The organism is Niveispirillum sp. KHB5.9 (genome assembly GCF_048066115.1).
Taxonomy (GTDB): domain Bacteria; phylum Pseudomonadota; class Alphaproteobacteria; order Azospirillales; family Azospirillaceae; genus Niveispirillum.
In genome coordinates this window covers 1-15,914 of the sequence record NZ_JBLTYX010000023.1, presented here as the reverse complement: position 1 = coordinate 15,914, position 15,914 = coordinate 1, and the positions used below count along the sequence as shown (strand labels likewise).

Here is a 15,914-nt window from a genome sequence, read left to right as displayed (position 1 = left end):
GCTACGCACATTTCCCATCTTGCTATTGAGAACCATTCGCAATAGCATCATCGCATCGGGAGTAAATGGACGCCGGAGGCGGTGATGAGCGAGATGGCCCTGTGGTGGCCCGACCTGGGCGCGGCGGCCGCCCGGGATGGGCAGGCCGAGGAGATGGCCCATGCGGAGCGGGCGCGCCTGCTGGCCGTTTTCCAGGATGGCGGGACGGTCTTCACCCTGTCACGGGGGGAACAGCTGCTGCTCTGGTCGGCGCGGCGCTGGCGCCATGGGCGCTTCCGCTGGGACCAGGTGGAGATGGAATTCCGCCGGCTGCTGCCAGGCTGCTGGCCCGATGCCCTGATTGCCTGGGAAGAGGTGATGGAGCAACTGCATGTCTATCCGGCCGGGCGGCCGGATATCGGCAATGGCTGCCGTTCCTCCCTGTCCACGGATGAACGGACGCTGCTGACGCTGGTGGGGGTGTTGCAGCGGGGGCCGAGGGCGCGGCTGTCGGCCTCGCTGCTGCTGGCGCATCTGTTGCCGCCGGCCCGTCAGCGCGATCTGGCGGGGCCGCTGCTGGCGCTGGCGACCAGCCTGTCCCTGGCCGGGGTGGAACTGCCCTTGCGCAGTAGCCCCACTCCCGGCGGTACCCTGGAAATGCGGGTCAGCGTTCGATCTGCAAGTAACTGACGGGCAGCAGATCCCAGGGGAAATGGATCCAGGTATCCTGGCTGACCTCGGTGATGAAGGTATCGACCAGGGGGCGACCGGCGGGCTTGGCATAGATGGTGGCGAAATGCGCGTTGGGCAGCAGCTTGCGCACATAGGCGGCCGTCTTGCCGGTATCGACCAGATCGTCGATCAGCAGCCAGTCCTTGCCGCCATCGGTGACGGCATCGGCGGCCTTCAGCACGCGGATTTCGCCCTGGGTCTGATGGTCGTAGCTCTTGACCGAAATGGTCTCCACCACGCGCAGATCCAGTTCACGGGCGATGATGGCCGCCGGGACCAGACCGCCACGGGTGATGGCGATGATGCCCTTCCACTTTGTATGGTCGGCCAGACGCCAGGCCAGGGCCTTGGCATTGCGGTGCAGCTCTTCCCAGGTGACGGGGAAGTTCTTGTCGGGGTTCTGGATCTTATTGCTCAAGGTGGGCCTGCTTTCATGGGGTTGGCGCAGGAATAGCCGATGCGGGCGCGCTCGGCAATCACGGGAGATCGGCATTGTGCGCAAAGCCAACAAAATCCCGTTGCAATCCCCGGCGCCATCGGATACAAGCGCCACCTCACCGGCCGGTACCCCTCACGGGGGAACGGAAATCGGGATAAGTCGGATACAGTGCGCCCGTAGCTCAGCTGGATAGAGCACCAGACTACGAATCTGGGGGTCAGAGGTTCGAATCCTTTCGGGCGCGCCATTCCGAGTTTCCCCATCCAGACCGGTCAATCATGGCGATGCGCCCGTAGCTCAGCTGGATAGAGCACCAGACTACGAATCTGGGGGTCAGAGGTTCGAATCCTTTCGGGCGCGCCAGCCAACTCTTTGATATCATTGGGGTTTTCCCCTCATTGGGCAATGCCCCCAGGCAAGCTGCCAAGCCTGCCCCACGCCATCCCCACGTTCGTGCACCCGACACGACGAAAGCCGGGCAAAACCTGGGTCACACTGGTGGCCAAGTGCCGGCCGTCGTGTGCCCTCGCGGCGGCCAGCGGCGAAAGAGGGGGCTTATATCACCCCTCCGTCCCCGTAGTGCCCCGATGGCCCCACGTCCCACGGGGCACCGCTTTACATGGTTTGCATGGCTGTCGGCCCGCCCCTCGACTCGTGTGGGGCGTGGGGCTGGTGCGATCTCATCAAGGTGAGGCTCGCTGCTTTCGAGCCCTCTCAACCTAAGTCGCACTCTATATTTTGATAATCTTGGAAATATCGTTGACTCTAGAATCGAGGCAACCTAACCTCCGTTCATCAAAATGAATGGAGCCATCCATGAGCGCCCTTCCCGTCGCCGTCATCGGCGCTGGCCCTGTCGGGCTGGCCGCGGCAGCCCACCTGCTGGCCCGTGGGCTTGAACCCCTTGTCCTTGAAGCCTCCGACGATGTCGCCGCCCATATCCGCGACTGGGGCCATGTCCGGGTCTTCTCTCCCTGGCAGTACAACGTCGACAAGGCGGCCCGCGCCCTCCTCGAACAGTCCGGATGGCAGGCACCGCCAGCCGACCACCTGCCGACCGGTGCCGAGATCGTGGAGCGGTACCTGCAGCCCTTGGCGCAGCTTCCCGCCATCGCCAGCCGTCTGCGTCTCGGCCACCGGGTCACGGCGATCAGCCGGGCCGGCTTCGACAAGGTCAAGACGGCTGGACGCGAACAGGCCCCGTTCCTTTTGCGCGTGACCACACCAGCGGGCGAGGCGGAGATCCTGGCCTCGGCCGTCCTGGACGCCTCCGGCACCTGGTCGCAGCCGAACCCGGCAGGCGCCGACGGTCTGCCAGCCCTGGGTGAAGTCGCGGCGGCGGACCGGATCGCCTACCGCATCCCCGATGTCCTGGACCGCGACCGGGCGCGCTATGCCGGCCGGCATGTGCTGGTCATCGGTGCCGGCCATTCCGCCGCCAACGCCTTGCTGGACCTGGCGCGGCTGGCCGAACAAGTGCCGGAGACGCGGATCAGTTGGGCCGTGCGTGGCACCGACCTGCGCCGTACCTTCGGCGGTGGTGACGGCGATGCCCTGGCGGCGCGTGGTGCCCTGGGCAGTGCCCTGCGCCGGCTGGCCGACAGCGGCCGGATGGAGCTGTTCACCGGCTTCAAGGTTGCAGCCTTCCAGGATGCGCCGTCCGGCCTGACGGCCACCGCGCGTGATGGCCGGGCTGTGACCGGCGTGGACGAGGTCATCGCCGTCACCGGCCAGCGGCCGGACCTGGGCATGCTGCGTGAACTGCGCCTTGGCCTTGATCCCTGGCTGGAAAGCACCGCGACACTGGGGCCGCTGATCGATCCCAACCTGCATAGCTGCGGCACGGTGCGCCCGCATGGCGCGCGGGAGCTGAGCCACCCGGAGCCGGGCTTCTACACGGTCGGCATTAAGAGCTATGGCCGAGCGCCAACCTTCCTGATGGCCACGGGATATGAGCAGGTGCGCTCCGTCGCGGCCTTCCTGGCCGGTGACCTTGCCGCTGCGGCGGAGGTGCAGTTGGAATTGCCCGAGACCGGTGTGTGCAGTTCCAACCTGACCGCCAGCGACGATGGCGGTTGCTGCGACAGCCCGGCGCCTGCCGTGGTCGTATCAAGCTGCAAGCCGTCCACCCCCACACCGGCCAAGAAATGCTGCGGAGCGGCCTGATGCTGTTCCGGGCCACTGCCGGGCAGTCCGGCTTCACCGCCGGGCTCGGCGTGGCCTAGATCGTGTCCTGGGGCACCCTGATCTACGCCTTCCCCCTGCTGGCCTCGCCCATGGCGGCGACGTTCGGCTGGGGGCGGACGGAGATCTTCGGGCTGGCGTCGTTGGCCCTGGCCATAGCGGGGCTGTCCGCCTACCCCGTGGGCCATGCCATCGACCGCGGACACGGCCGGGTGGTGATGGCCGGCGGATCGACACTGGCTGCCCTGTCGCTGCTGGGCTGGGCCTGGGCCGGTGACGCCTGGTTGCTGGTGCCGGTCTTCGTGCTGGTCGGCGTGGCCCAGGCCATGACCCTGTACGAGGCCGGCTTCGCGGTGATCTCCCGGCGGTACGGTCCGGAAGCCCGGCGCGGGATCACCGCCCTGACCCTGTGGGGCGGCTTCGCCAGTACCGTCTTCGTGCCGGTGACGCAGTTCCTGCTGGACCGGCTGGGCTGGCGTGGCACGCTGGAGGTGCTGGCCCTGGTCAACCTGATCGTCTGCCTGCCCCTGCATCTGTGGGTCGTCGAGGCTGGTGCCACCGCTCGGGTGTCAAGCGCGGTCACCGATCCAGATGCGGGCATCGTCCGGTGGGCGCTGCACCAGCCCGCCTTCTGGGGGCTGCTGGTGACGTTCACCCTCTACTACGCCCTGTTCTCCGGCATCTCCTTCCACATGTACCCGCTGCTGACCGAACAAGGCCTATCGGTGATGGAGGTGGTGACGGTCATGACCCTGATCGGCCCCGCCCAGGTCGCGGGACGGATCATCGTGGCCGCCGTGGCGGAGAAGGCGCCGATCCGGCAGGTCGGCATCGCCACCATCCTGACCCTGCCGCTGGCGCTCGGCCTGCTGCTGGTTCCGGCCTCGGGCATGGCACCGATGGTGCTTTTCGCCCTGGTCTATGGCGCCGCCAACGGCATCATGACCATCATCCGCGGCTCCGCCGTGCCGGAGATGCTGACCCCGCGCGCCTACGGCGCCGTCAACGGCTTGATGAGCCTGCCGGGCTCCATCGTCCGGGCGCTGGCACCGATGATGGTGGCGCTGATGTGGGAAGTCTCCGGCTCCTATCAGCTCGTCCTGTGGCTGGGCATCGCCGTCTGCCTGCCGGTCCTGGGCGGCTTCCTGCTGGCGGCCTTCATGCGCCCCACCGACCCGCATGATGATCCGCACCAGCGGGTTTGACTTGGACAGGGGCTGCCGATCACAATCCGGGCCTCGATCCCTGGACACGCTCCCCTGATGTCATCACGCACAACCCATCATGCCCGTGGCCCGATCCCGACCTTCGGTGCCGGCACGATCATCGGCACGCTGGGTGGCCTGATCGGGCTCGGCGGTGCTGAGTTCCGCCTGCCGCTGCTGGTGGGCTGGTTCCGCTTCCAGGCGCTGGAAGCCGTCATCCTCAATAAGGCCATGAGCCTGATCGTGGTCACGGCGGCGCTGCCCATGCGGGCGAGCACGGTTCCCTGGACGGAGATCGGCGCGAATATCCCCGTCGTCGCCAACCTGCTGGCAGGCAGCCTGGTTGGCGCCTATGTCGGCGCCGGCCTGGCCCTACGGCTTGACCGGGCGGCGCTGCATCGCGTGATCGCCATCCTGCTGATGGCCATCGCCCTGGTGCTGCTGCTGGGCCATGGGTTCACGGGCGGGGAGCCCCTGCTGACCGGCATCGGGCTGATCGCCGCGGGGCTTGTCGCCGGATTTGGCATCGGCGTGGTCGCCTCCCTGCTGGGCGTGGCGGGCGGTGAACTGCTGATCCCGACGTTGGTGCTGCTGTTCGGCATCGACGTGAAGCTGGCGGGCAGTCTGTCACTGGTGATCAGCCTGCCCACCATGCTGGTCGGGTTCGCCCGCTATGCCCGTGATGACAGCTTCGCGGTGATCGGCAGGAACCGCGCATTCGTCGCCATCATGGCGCTCGGCTCAATCGCCGGCGCATTCATCGGCAGCAGGATGCTGGGCATCGTGCCGGATAGCATCCTCCTGCCGGCGCTGGCGGCCATCCTGATGATATCCGCCTACAAGATGTGGCGGCACTAGCAGCAGGACGTCTCGGCGGACACCTGGGCCACCGGCCGGGCGCAGCACTGCTCCGTCAGGAAGGCCACCAGGGCATCCATGCGGGGATAGAGTGGGCGGCAGATCAGGGTCCGCCCGTCGCGGACCTGCTCCACCAGACCGGCATGGACTAGTTGCTTGATGTGGTGGGAGAGCGTGGACAGCACGATCCCCAGTTCCTCGGCGATCGCCCCCACCGGCATGCCGTCATCCCCCGCCTGCACCAGCCGCTGATAGACGGCTAGGCGCGACGGGTGCCCCAGTTCGGCAAAGCAGCGGGATGCGGTTTCCAGGTCCATGGGATGCTCTCGGGGCCAAGGCGATGTATCGGAATATGGGGCCGACGCTTTGCGATTTCCAGAAATGTCGAAGGAACGTGGGGCTTCATGAAAAAGGGGCGCCCACCCTCGCGGATGGACGCCCCCAGCTATTCAGGCCGTCATCGGCTGGTTAGCAGCAATCCCCGCCGGCACCGCAACAGGCCAGGACCAGGTCGCAGCAGGTTTCCACCGCCTGCACAATGACGTCCGGGGCCGCGGCATAGGCGGTCGCCGTGGCGACCAGCAAGGTGGCCGCCACGAGAAGGGCAAAACGCTTCATCTTCATTCTCCAGTTTCAAGCATTGAAGTCGTAAACGATCAGGCCGCCTCACCCACGGGGAGGGGGATCATCAACTTCAATCTCCCGGCCGGTCCGAAGGTCTGCCATCGGCCCGTCCCATTCCCCCTGGAGCGGTTCTACCAGCAGGCCGGCAACCGTGCGCGCCGGCAGCATCAGGCAGAGCAGCGCGCAAGGGGCCGCGCACCGCATCGGCATCGGGCCGCAGCAATCATCGTCGCAGCCATCTTGATGGGACGCTGCCATCGACCGGGAGGCTATGCCGTCTTCCAACGCGAACCGGGCAGAGGCGACGGGCGCACTCCACATGGAAAGCCCAAGCACGAATAGCATCACAAGCGTCAGCAACCGCCGGGGACGGCGATCACTACCTCGGAGCCCGCGCTGGGACCTATATGCTCGACGTTGGATCAGCATGGCGAAAAGCTAGTGAATTGCAGCACCCGGGGCAATTGGGCAATTCGGGCGCGTGGCACTACGCCACGGCCCGAACCCTTCAGGTGCTTTCCAAAACACCTGAAGGGTCTTGCCCAATGCTGTGACTCGGATCAGGAAGCCGGCTTGGCCATCGGGGTCAGCTTCAGCGCTGCGGCCTCGGAGGCCTTGCGCTTGGCGTCCGGCAGCGGCACTAGGCCCTTGTCGGCCAGGTAGCCCTCGTCACCCATGGCACGCTCGGAAGCGTATTCGGCCAGGAATTCCTTCAGGCCGGGAACGACGCCGACATGCTGGTTCTTGAAATACATGAACAGGGGGCGGGCGACCGGGTAAGTCTGGCCGGCGATGGTGTCATAGGTCGGCTCCACACCATTGACGGGCACGCCGCGCAGCTTGTCGATGTTCTCTTCCAGGAAGCTGTAGCCGAAGATGCCGAAGGCCTTCGGGTTGGTTTCCAGGCGCTGGACGATGACGTTGTCGTTCTCGCCCGCCTCAATGAACAGGCCGTCCTCGCGCATGGTCTTGCAGACCGTATCGTGACGGGCCTTGTCCAGGTTCTTGATGGTGGGGAACTCCTTGCAACCCGTCTCCATGACCAGTTCGACCCAGGCGTCGCGCGTGCCTGAAGTCGGCGGCGGCCCCATCACCTCGATCTCCGTCGCCGGGAACGACTTGTCGATATCCGACCACTTCTTATAAGGGTTGGCGACGATCTGGCCGTTGACCTCGACCTCCTTGGCCAGGGCCTGGAACAGTTGGGCCTTGCTGAGGCTGATCGCCGTGCCCTTCTTCGACTGCGAGAAGGTCAGGCCGTCATAGCCGATGATCAGTTCGGTGACCTGGGTCACGCCGTTCTTCTGGCATGTGTCGAACTCCGACGCCTTCATGGCACGCGAGGCGCCCGTGGCATCGGGGAAGTCGGTGCCCACACCCGAGCAGAACAGCTTCATGCCGCCGCCGGTACCAGTGCCTTCAAGGATCGGCGCGCCGAACTTGCTCGTCTGGCTGAAGCGCTCGACCACCGTGGACGTGAAGGGAAACACCGTGGACGAGCCGACGATGCGGATTTGGTCGCGGGCAGCCGCCGCGCCAGCGACGCCCATGACGCAGGCCATGCCGATCATGGTCGAAAGGAGAATCTGCTTCGTTTTCATTTTCACGCTCCGATCTGCCGTTGAATAGAAAATCCGTGCATTGGCATCGATACTGGGGAAAGTAGTGGGGTGGATTGACCCAGCTCTCACCACCCCACAGGGAAGGAGGCACTTTATGTTTCACTTACGTGACACATGAGCGGCCATTATTTTGCAAATACCCAGCATGCCGCCCACGCCGTGGCTTGTGACATCACTTGACACCCAGAGTCAATTCTATAATTATCGAATCATGGAATCAAAACACGCCATCGAGGCCTTCGCGGCCCTTGCCCAGGAAACTCGGCTCTCCATCTTCCGCCTGCTGGTGCAGACGGGACCCAACGGCCTGCATGCCAGCGAAATCGCCGGCCAGGTCGGCGTTCCCGCCTCCACGCTTTCCCATCACCTGGGCATCATGGAGCGGGCGGGCCTGCTGCGATCCTGGCGGGTGCAGCGGCAGATCTTCTACGCGACCGACTATGAGGGCACGCGCAAGCTGGTGGCCTTCCTGATGGAGGATTGCTGCCAGGGCCGACCGGAGATCTGCGGTGGCATCCAGGTCCCGGCCTGTACGGGCGATTGCCTGGATTGACCCAACCGACGCCCGCTGAAGGAGCGATCATGTCCGAGCGCGTTTTCAATGTGCTATTCCTCTGCACGCACAACAGTGCCCGCAGCGTCATGGCCGAATGCATCCTGAACCAGGAAGGCAAGGGGCATTTCCGCGCCCATAGCGCCGGCAGCCAGCCTTCGGGTCGCATCAACCCCTATGTGAAGGACCTGCTGGACCATCTGGGCCACGACACGGCGGACTTGCGCTCCAAGACCTGGGACGAGTTCGCCGGCCCGGATGCCCCGCAGATGGATTTCATCTTCACAGTCTGCGACAACGCGGCCGGCGAGGTATGCCCCATCTGGCCCGGCCATCCGATGACGGCGCATTGGGGCTTCGCCGACCCTTCCTCGGCCACGGGCAGCGATGCCGAGAAGGCCGCCTTCACCGCCGACATCTACCGCCAGATTCAGCGCCGCCTGCAACTGTTCACGAGCCTGCCTTTCGCATCGTTGGACAAGCTGGCCTTGAAGCGCAAGCTGCTGGAGATGGCGCAGCAGGGAGCCCTGTCGTGACCGACATCACCATCTACCACAACCCCGACTGCGGCACCTCCCGCAACACCCTGGCCATGATCCGCAACAGCGGGGTGGAGCCCACGATCATCGAGTACCTGAAGACCCCGCCCACGCGGGAGACGCTGTTCGATCTGATCGCCCGCATGGGCATGCCGGTGCGTGACCTGCTGCGCGAGAAGGGCACGCCCTATGCCGAACTGGGGCTGGACGATCCGGCCCTGACGGACGAGGCGCTGCTGGACGCGATGATGGCCCACCCGATCCTGATCAACCGGCCGATCGTGGTCACGCCGCTGGGCGTGCGCCTGTGCCGGCCGTCGGAGCTGGTGCTGGACATCCTGCCCGACGCGCAGAAGGCCGCCTTTGCCAAGGAAGACGGCGAGGCCGTCGTGGACGCCGCCGGCAACCGCGTCGCCCGCCCCGCCTCCTGATCCCGCCCGGAAAGACCCTCCCATGACCGACCAGGCTGTGGTGGCGCCGCGCCGCCTGTCCTTCCTCGACCGCTACCTGACCCTGTGGATTTTCGCCGCCATGGCCCTGGGCGTGAGCCTGGGCAGCCTGTTCGAGGGGTTGCCGGCGGCGTTGGACCGGCTGTCGGTGGGCACGACCAACATCCCCATCGCCATCGGCCTGATCCTGATGATGTACCCGCCGCTGGCCAAGGTCCGGTACGAGGAACTGCACCAGGTCTTCGCCGACAAGCGCATCCTGGCCCTGTCGCTGGTCCAGAACTGGATCATCGGGCCCGTGCTGATGTTCGCGCTGGCGGTGATCTTCCTGGCCGACCAGCCGGACTACATGACGGGCCTGATCCTGATCGGGCTGGCCCGCTGCATCGCCATGGTGCTGGTCTGGAACCAGCTCGCCTGCGGGTCGAACCAGTATGTGGCGGGGCTGGTGGCGTTCAACTCCATCTTCCAGATCCTGTTCTTCAGCGTCTACGCCTGGTTCTTCCTGGGTTTCCTGCCCCCGTTGTTGGGGCTGGAGGGCAGCGTCATCGACGTGTCGTTCTGGACCATCGCCGAGGCGGTGCTGATCTATCTGGGCGTGCCCTTCCTGGCCGGCTTCCTGACCCGCCGGGTGCTGATCCGCGCCAAGGGCGAGGGCTGGTACGAGAACCGTTTCCTGCCACGTATTTCCCCGATTACGCTGGCGGCCCTGTTGTTCACCATCGTCGCCATGTTCAGCCTGAAGGGGGGCGACGTCGTCCGGCTGCCCCTGGATGCGCTTTCCATCGCCGTGCCGCTGACGCTCTATTTCTTCATCATGTTCCTGGTCAGCTTCGCCATGGGCAGGCTGATCGATGCGGACTATCCCCGCGCCACCTCCGTCGCCTTTACGGCGGCGGGCAATAACTTTGAACTGGCCATCGCGGTCGCCATCGCCGCCTTCGGGCTGGCCTCTCCCGTGGCCTTCGCCGCCGTCATCGGGCCGCTGGTGGAGGTGCCGGTGCTGATCCTGATGGTGCAACTGGCGCTGTGGCTGGGCCGGCGCTGGTATCCGGCCACTGCACCGGCCAAGGGGTGAAGCATGTTGCGCCTGCGCCCCCTCGCTGATCCGGCTCATCTGCCGGCCCTTGATCCCGCCTATGCCCACCAACAGCCAGCATTGGGTCTGGGGCCGTTGGACCACAAGCCGCGCATCCTGTTGCTCTACGGCTCGCTGCGGGAGCGCTCCTTCTCTCGCCTGGCGGTGGAGGAGGCGGCCCGGTTGCTGGAATATTTCGGGGCTGAGACGCGGATTTTCGATCCATCCGACCTGCCATTGCCCGACCAGGTGAAGGGAGACGACCATCCGGCCGTGCGCGAGTTGCGGGAGCATTCCATCTGGTCGGAGGGCCAGGTCTGGTGCAGTCCTGAACGCCATGGCCAGATCACCGGCATCATGAAGGCCCAGATCGACCATCTCCCGCTGGCTATGGGCGGCATCCGCCCCACCCAGGGCCGCACCCTGGCCGTGATGCAGGTGTCCGGCGGATCGCAGAGCTTCAATGCTGTGAACACGCTGCGCGTCCTGGGCCGCTGGATGCGGATGGTCACCATCCCGAACCAATCCAGTGTCGCCAAGGCATTCCAGGAATTCGACGAAGCCGGCCGTATGAAGCCCTCAGCCTATTACGACCGCATCGTCGATGTCATGGAGGAACTGGTGCGCTTCACGGTGCTGCTGCGCCCGCATGCCGGCATGCTGGTGGACCGCTATTCGGAGCGCCGGGAAGCGGGGGCGCCTGTCAACGCGGAGACCGATCTGGCGACTTTAGCAGTTTCCTCCAGCGGGACGAGCAACCCGACATAGGTTCGGGGTGCCCCTCGGTGAACGAAAACGGCCCTTCCCCTTTGGATCGGGGAAGGGCCGTAGAAGGAACTCGCGCCATCTACCGGGTGTGACGCGACATGTATGGCCTGAGTCTCGAAGGGTCGTTCCGAACTGCGCGCGGATCAGGCCATCGGGTGGCGCAGTTCGGATGGTAGTCGCGAAGGGGGCGTTCTCGTGCTGCTGGTCAGGCGGCGGTGCTGGACACGGTATGCGCAGTCAGGTAGGTCGCCAACAGATCGGCCGGATATCGAATGGTCTTCTTCGACACCCGGCAGAACTTCGGCCCCTTACCCGTCATGCGCCAACGTTCGAGCGTCTTTTTCGACACGTCCAGCAGGCTGGCAACCTCGGCGGGCGTCATCAACCTGATGTGCTGGCCCGACGCAGTGGCAACGGTGGGACACTCTCCCCGCAAGATATTACCTCCTCAGTTGATGTTGGTGCGCGGCTCCATGGCCGGCAGGAAACCCCACGTCTCGGCGGCGAGCGTCGCGGTAGAGACCAGGCGGTCCGGGGCGTGATGGGCGTAGCGGCGGGTGGTCGAGAGCTGGCTGTGGCCCAAGACGACGGCGACCTCATCCAACGACCGACCACGGTTGACCAGACAGCTCGCATAAGTATGCCGGAGCGAATGCAGGACGAAGTCGTCAGACAGGCCCGCCATCTGCCTCGCCCGGCTCCAGGCGCCGCGCAGGCTGGTGATGGGCTTGCCCGGGACACGCCCCGGAAAAACGTGCTCCAGCTGGCCGGTCCGCTGCTGCTGCATCCGAAGCAACGACACGGCGGGCGATGACAACGGGATGTGATGCCGTCGGCCGCTTTTCGAGCGCTGAACCGTCAACAGGTTCAGTTCGAAATTGACGTCGCTCCAGCGCGCCTGGGTGACCTCGTTGCGCCGTGCCCCCGTCAGCAGAAGCAGCAGGATGGCACCGGCGGCATCGCGGTTCGGTTCCAGGTCCAACGCCCCGACGAGGGCCTGGACCTGCTTCACGGTCAGGTACTGTTCGCGATTGTTTTCAGGCAGTGCCCTGGGAGTTTTCGCCGGGTTCGAGCCGGAAAACAGCCCCCGCTCAATCGCCCTGTTGAATGCCATCCTAAGAAAGGCGATGTGACGGTTGGCCGTGGCATTGGCCAACCCTTCCTTCACCAACCGCAGCCTCCAACTGATGATGTCGGTCGGCGTCAGTTCGTCCAGGCGCAGCTTCCCGAATGCCTGGACGATGCGGGCAGCATAGGCACGGTGGTTCCCGGCCCCACGCTGATGCGCCAACTCGGGCAGGACAGTCTCCTCAATCATTTTGGCGACGGTGGGAATGGCACGGCGCTGACGCTTCTCCGCCGCCGGGTCCTGGCCTAGCGAGACGCCTGCCCGCAGGGCCTGCGCCCGTTCACGGACCTGGGTGATAGTTACGGCACCGAAGCGGCCGAGACCGATCATCTGCTCCCTGTGGTACTGATCGAAATACCGGAAGCGGAAACTGGCCTTTTTCTTGGGCCGGAATTCCACCGACAGTCCCTTGATCTCAGAGTCGTACACACGGACCCGACGCTTGCCGACAGGAATGGCCGGCGGGTTATTCATCAGTTCAAGCGTGATCTTGGCGATTGTCATGATGTCTTTGGCTGATCGCGGAGTGAGGGGTGGGGGTGGTTCGTCGTGTCCTGGGCACCGCTAGGGCCTGGGCCGCCGACCAGCGATGCCTATCCGGCCGGCTGGGCCGCGCGGGGGACCCAGACTGAGCCCATCTGGCGTGCGGTAAGCCTCGGCGATCTCTTCCTCACTGGCAGCCTTCCACCTTTCATGCTGGCGGATTGCCCAGACCCTGGGCTTGGTGCCATCCAGCATCCGCTTCTGGCCGACTTCGACCGCATCGATGCTGCGGAAAAATTTGCTCAGCGCCTTGGGAGTGACCTTCATCCTGCGCACCTCGTTCAGGTGGTTGATCACATGGTTGCCCACTACAAGGTCATGCTTGAACGGCGGCTCTCCGGCGTCGAACGCATTCTGCAGATACGCTTGCACATCATCCCTGCTGTCCATCGCCAGTTCGCCACGGGCACGCGTACGGGGTGGCGCAGCGTGTGGATTGAAATCCGCCAGGTCGCGGGTCATGAGAAAGTGAAGAACCCGCTCGGCGCCACCCTGATTGAACCAGCGCATCAGCCACTTGTAGTAGCTGCCGGGCTTCTTCTGCGCCTTGCTCTTCCAGACCAGGAAGCGCCGGTCATCCGGGTCCAGACGCGCGGCATCATCCTCATTGGAAATGAGGAAGAAGCTGGCGCGATTTCGGATCGAATAGGTGGGAATGTTCTTCTCGTTCACCGTGATGGTGGGATCGGTGATGTAGGACTTCAGCTGGGCGGCAGCCTGACGGTCCCCGGGGCCGGGGATTTCATTCACCACGACGAGATGCGCTTTGGAGATCCAGGGGTTGAAGCTTGAGCGCAACTGTTCGGCGGTTATGACCTGGACGTTCCGCTCACCAAACAACTTGGCCAGCATGCCGCCGAGGAGGCTTTTGCCGATGCCCTGGCCACCAATCAGCAGTACGGCCCATGCCGGCTTCTCGCCTGGGTGCTGGACGAGGAAGGCCAGGAAGTTCAACACGGCGTCGATCACCTTGCCGCACTCGAACAAGTAGCTGATGTGATCAAGGAATGGTCGGGCACTTCCCTCCGTCGGTCTGATGGCGGGCCGCACCCAGAGATTCGCCTTCCGCAGACCGTCTTCTTCCACGATATCGTCCTGGCCCGGGCTGAATGTTACTCCATCGACCGTTTCCACCGGGTTATCAGGCCCAAAGAAGAACTCCGCCGCCGATATGCGCCTCGGGAGATTCCGCATATGCGCGTTGAGGACAGCAGGGGCAAGGAGGAGCTGACCGGTAACCCGGTGCAGGAACCTGTGGAGGATGACGACATACAGGTAGTTTTTGCGACGATCGTCCATTTCTCCGTTCCAATTTAGCGATTGGTAGAGATGCCTTGCCTCAAATGGCCTCGGTAAGTTCGAGAACGAGGCGAGGAAAACTCAAAGTTTTCTTTGAGTTTTCTTTCTTGCCTCGCTCGCCTCATCTGAAATCAGAATCTCAACTACAAACCGGAGAGTTGAATTTCGTATTCCTGATGATTATCCGAGGCGTTTTGAAGAAGCAGTTGCGGATCATGCCAAAGGCTTAGCGCCAAACATGATCGGACAACCGCCGCCGACATCGTCGGCGGCGGTGTGCTGGTGTCAGGCGGGCCTGTTCAGTACCTCGTCGAGCATGAACTCGACGTCTTCACGCAGAGTGCTATCGTCAAAGCGAAACACAGCCTCGGCACGGGTCATGGCGCGGACCATCCACGGCTTACACTTCATCATCAAGGCCACCTGGGCAAACCGTTCCAGTGAGGCCAAGCGCTCGGGATGGCTCAGAGCCTTAAAATTAGCGCTGTCGGGTTCCGTGATCTGGCGGCAATCGACAATACGAACGACTTCAATCGCTTGTGCCACAAGCGCGTCGATGTCCTCTCCCGGCAACCCGTGGGGAAAGCTGTGGCATGCCCACATCTCAGCCGCGCAGCGGATCAGCCACGCCGGCCACCCCCGCGCCGCCAAGGTGCACAGACTCGTCTTGTACAGTTCCGTCCAGTCATTCTTATTCATCGACGGCGTGATCTTGTCGGGGCCACAAAGCAAGGATCGATCAGTTTTGAGGTGCGCTTTAGCGGTAGCCTCCTTCTGACGGGACGGGAGGGGGAGCCGGGTATTGGGGCGGGGAATGCGCTGAACCCCTTTAAGTTCCCGGTTCTCCTTCACGATGCGCTTCCCCGGAGCCTCCTTAGCGGAAGTGGCAGCAGGGTTGTCCTTCGGTGCGACGTGCGGCGTCGGATCATCAAGATACTTAGTGTGGTAAGCGGGCCGGGTGAACTCTTCCGGAAGCGTTTCCAAGCCCAGGAGCTCAAGGAACTTCCTCTCCCGTTCCTTCTCCGCGTCGACGTGCTTGCGCGGCGGGTTCCTGGGGGGGATTTTCTTCGGTCCGGAAAGCTGCGTCATGGCCAAGTCCTCGTTGGACTTGGGCTCCTGGGTAACGTTGGACTTGGGCTCCTGGGTAACGGTGACGCGATCATGCCGCGACAGACCGATTCCGGGGGAGACCATCGGCGACTGAAGGCGCGAAGCATTGGGGAGACCAATCGGCGGAAGGTCCTTGGCGAAAATGCGCTTTGCCCCGGGGAGATGGTCACCCAACAGCCTCTTGCCGGGCAGGACGGTGGACTGCCTCGGGCCGAGGCCAGACGTCTTGGGCGGGTTATCGGAGTTATCGGAGTTATCAGTCATGATGATTTTCCCTTTTTCATCAGCGGAATGTGAATATCCTTTCAGCAGCCGAATGCTTAGCTGAAGGCGCGAAGATCTATCTGTGCAGACGCAAATCTGCTGTCAGATCAGAACTTTCTGGATGGGGGTATTTCATGCGAAGATGCGGATCTTGCGCGCGAAGCGCCAGATCTATTCATTTATCGGCATGAGAAATTACTGACAATCGTACCTTAGGACTTTGGTGCCTTAGGTCGGGCAAGTGGAGCGTAGATGCGATCTCGCTGCACGGTCAGGTCAGTATTCGCGGGGATGTGGAACTTGGGCATGACGATCTCATCTCAGTCGGGTGACTTGCATAAAGGATTAGCCTTGTCACAAGAGAGAGTAGGTCCTGGGCATATCTGAATAGACGCGGCCACAGAAAGGCATTTCCACCAAGATTATCTTGACAGAGTGCACCCTTTGACCAGTCTCACTAACTGGAGCGTTATCGGTGCGGTGAACGACGTCTCGGTGAACCCTTTTTCCGCCAGTCTTGTTACTGGCAGGGTTCAGAG

17 protein-coding genes and 2 tRNA genes are annotated in these 15,914 nt (G+C 63.8%); 11 read left to right on the top strand and 8 right to left on the bottom strand.

What is annotated here, in order from left to right; translation table 11 throughout:
• Positions 1–84 precede the first annotated feature (84 nt).
• The gene (locus tag ACM9HJ_RS26130) at positions 85–669 is read left to right on the top strand and encodes a hypothetical protein (protein ID WP_416574727.1); all 585 of its coding nucleotides are present in this window, start codon (positions 85–87) and stop codon (positions 667–669) included.
• Here ACM9HJ_RS26130 and gpt read toward each other — a convergent pair.
• Positions 644–1,129 carry a xanthine phosphoribosyltransferase gene (gpt, locus tag ACM9HJ_RS26125; RefSeq protein WP_416574726.1) on the bottom strand — a complete coding sequence of 162 codons (486 nt, stop codon included), beginning with the start codon at positions 1,127–1,129 and terminating at the stop codon, positions 644–646. The two genes, ACM9HJ_RS26130 and gpt, sit on opposite strands and share 26 nt — an antisense overlap.
• A 191-nt stretch (positions 1,130–1,320) precedes the next feature.
• Between gpt and ACM9HJ_RS26120 the strand changes: the two genes are divergently transcribed.
• From ACM9HJ_RS26120 to ACM9HJ_RS26100, 5 genes are all read left to right on the top strand, one after another.
• Positions 1,321–1,397, top strand: a tRNA-Arg gene (locus tag ACM9HJ_RS26120).
• A 39-nt stretch (positions 1,398–1,436) separates the two neighbouring features.
• Positions 1,437–1,513: transfer RNA gene (locus ACM9HJ_RS26115), tRNA-Arg, on the top strand.
• Between the two features lie 453 nt (positions 1,514–1,966).
• On the top strand, positions 1,967–3,316 hold the full coding sequence (locus tag ACM9HJ_RS26110; protein ID WP_416574725.1) for an FAD-dependent oxidoreductase: 1,350 nt from the start codon (positions 1,967–1,969) through the stop codon (positions 3,314–3,316).
• Positions 3,317–3,378: 62 nt separating this feature from the next.
• Entirely contained in the window at positions 3,379–4,539 is a 1,161-nt protein-coding gene (locus tag ACM9HJ_RS26105) for an MFS transporter (RefSeq protein ID WP_416574724.1), read from the top strand.
• 57 nt (positions 4,540–4,596) lie between these two features.
• Positions 4,597–5,397 (top strand): sulfite exporter TauE/SafE family protein, encoded by an 801-nt coding sequence (locus tag ACM9HJ_RS26100; protein WP_416574723.1) that lies wholly within the window; start codon positions 4,597–4,599, stop codon positions 5,395–5,397.
• Here the strand turns inward: ACM9HJ_RS26100 and ACM9HJ_RS26095 are convergent.
• The 3 genes from ACM9HJ_RS26095 to ACM9HJ_RS26085 form a co-directional block, all read right to left on the bottom strand.
• Positions 5,394–5,714, bottom strand: a complete 321-nt coding sequence (locus tag ACM9HJ_RS26095; protein ID WP_416574722.1) for an ArsR/SmtB family transcription factor — start codon at positions 5,712–5,714, stop codon at positions 5,394–5,396. The genes ACM9HJ_RS26100 and ACM9HJ_RS26095 overlap by 4 nt on opposite strands.
• Positions 5,715–5,865: 151 nt before the next feature.
• Positions 5,866–6,015 carry a hypothetical protein gene (locus ACM9HJ_RS26090; protein WP_416574721.1) on the bottom strand — a complete coding sequence of 50 codons (150 nt, stop codon included), beginning with the start codon at positions 6,013–6,015 and terminating at the stop codon, positions 5,866–5,868.
• Between the two features lie 566 nt (positions 6,016–6,581).
• A complete protein-coding gene (locus tag ACM9HJ_RS26085; RefSeq protein WP_416574720.1) occupies positions 6,582–7,622 on the bottom strand; it encodes a substrate-binding domain-containing protein in 1,041 nt (346 codons plus the stop codon).
• A 232-nt stretch (positions 7,623–7,854) separates the two neighbouring features.
• On the opposite strand from ACM9HJ_RS26085, the gene ACM9HJ_RS26080 reads away from it, so the two are divergent.
• The 5 genes from ACM9HJ_RS26080 to arsH are packed head-to-tail and all read left to right on the top strand — an operon-like array spanning position 7,855 to position 11,030.
• Positions 7,855–8,196 carry an ArsR/SmtB family transcription factor gene (locus ACM9HJ_RS26080; protein WP_416574719.1) on the top strand — a complete coding sequence of 114 codons (342 nt, stop codon included), beginning with the start codon at positions 7,855–7,857 and terminating at the stop codon, positions 8,194–8,196.
• Positions 8,197–8,225: 29 nt separating this feature from the next.
• Entirely contained in the window at positions 8,226–8,732 is a 507-nt protein-coding gene (locus ACM9HJ_RS26075; protein ID WP_416574718.1) for an arsenate reductase ArsC, read from the top strand.
• A complete protein-coding gene (gene arsC / locus ACM9HJ_RS26070; protein ID WP_416574717.1) occupies positions 8,729–9,166 on the top strand; it encodes an arsenate reductase (glutaredoxin) in 438 nt (145 codons plus the stop codon). Before ACM9HJ_RS26075 ends, arsC begins: the two co-directional genes overlap by 4 nt.
• Positions 9,167–9,206: 40 nt before the next feature.
• A complete protein-coding gene (gene arsB, locus ACM9HJ_RS26065; RefSeq protein ID WP_416574814.1) occupies positions 9,207–10,262 on the top strand; it encodes an ACR3 family arsenite efflux transporter in 1,056 nt (351 codons plus the stop codon).
• Between the two features lie 6 nt (positions 10,263–10,268).
• Positions 10,269–11,030 (top strand): arsenical resistance protein ArsH, encoded by a 762-nt coding sequence (arsH, locus tag ACM9HJ_RS26060; protein WP_416574813.1) that lies wholly within the window; start codon positions 10,269–10,271, stop codon positions 11,028–11,030.
• Between the two features lie 205 nt (positions 11,031–11,235).
• Here arsH and ACM9HJ_RS26055 read toward each other — a convergent pair whose 3' ends face one another.
• From ACM9HJ_RS26055 to ACM9HJ_RS26040, 4 genes are all read right to left on the bottom strand, one after another.
• Positions 11,236–11,412, bottom strand: a complete 177-nt coding sequence (locus ACM9HJ_RS26055; RefSeq protein ID WP_416574716.1) for a helix-turn-helix transcriptional regulator — start codon at positions 11,410–11,412, stop codon at positions 11,236–11,238.
• A gap of 66 nt (positions 11,413–11,478) precedes the next feature.
• Positions 11,479–12,663: a tyrosine-type recombinase/integrase gene (locus ACM9HJ_RS26050; RefSeq protein WP_416574715.1), complete on the bottom strand. Its 1,185-nt coding sequence runs from the start codon at positions 12,661–12,663 to the stop codon at positions 11,479–11,481.
• A gap of 60 nt (positions 12,664–12,723) precedes the next feature.
• Positions 12,724–14,001, bottom strand: coding sequence for a primase-helicase family protein (locus ACM9HJ_RS26045; protein WP_416574714.1), 1,278 nt, complete (start codon positions 13,999–14,001; stop codon positions 12,724–12,726).
• Positions 14,002–14,286: 285 nt separating this feature from the next.
• Positions 14,287–15,375, bottom strand: a complete 1,089-nt coding sequence (locus tag ACM9HJ_RS26040; protein ID WP_416574713.1) for a hypothetical protein — start codon at positions 15,373–15,375, stop codon at positions 14,287–14,289.
• Positions 15,376–15,914: the final 539 nt, after the last annotated feature.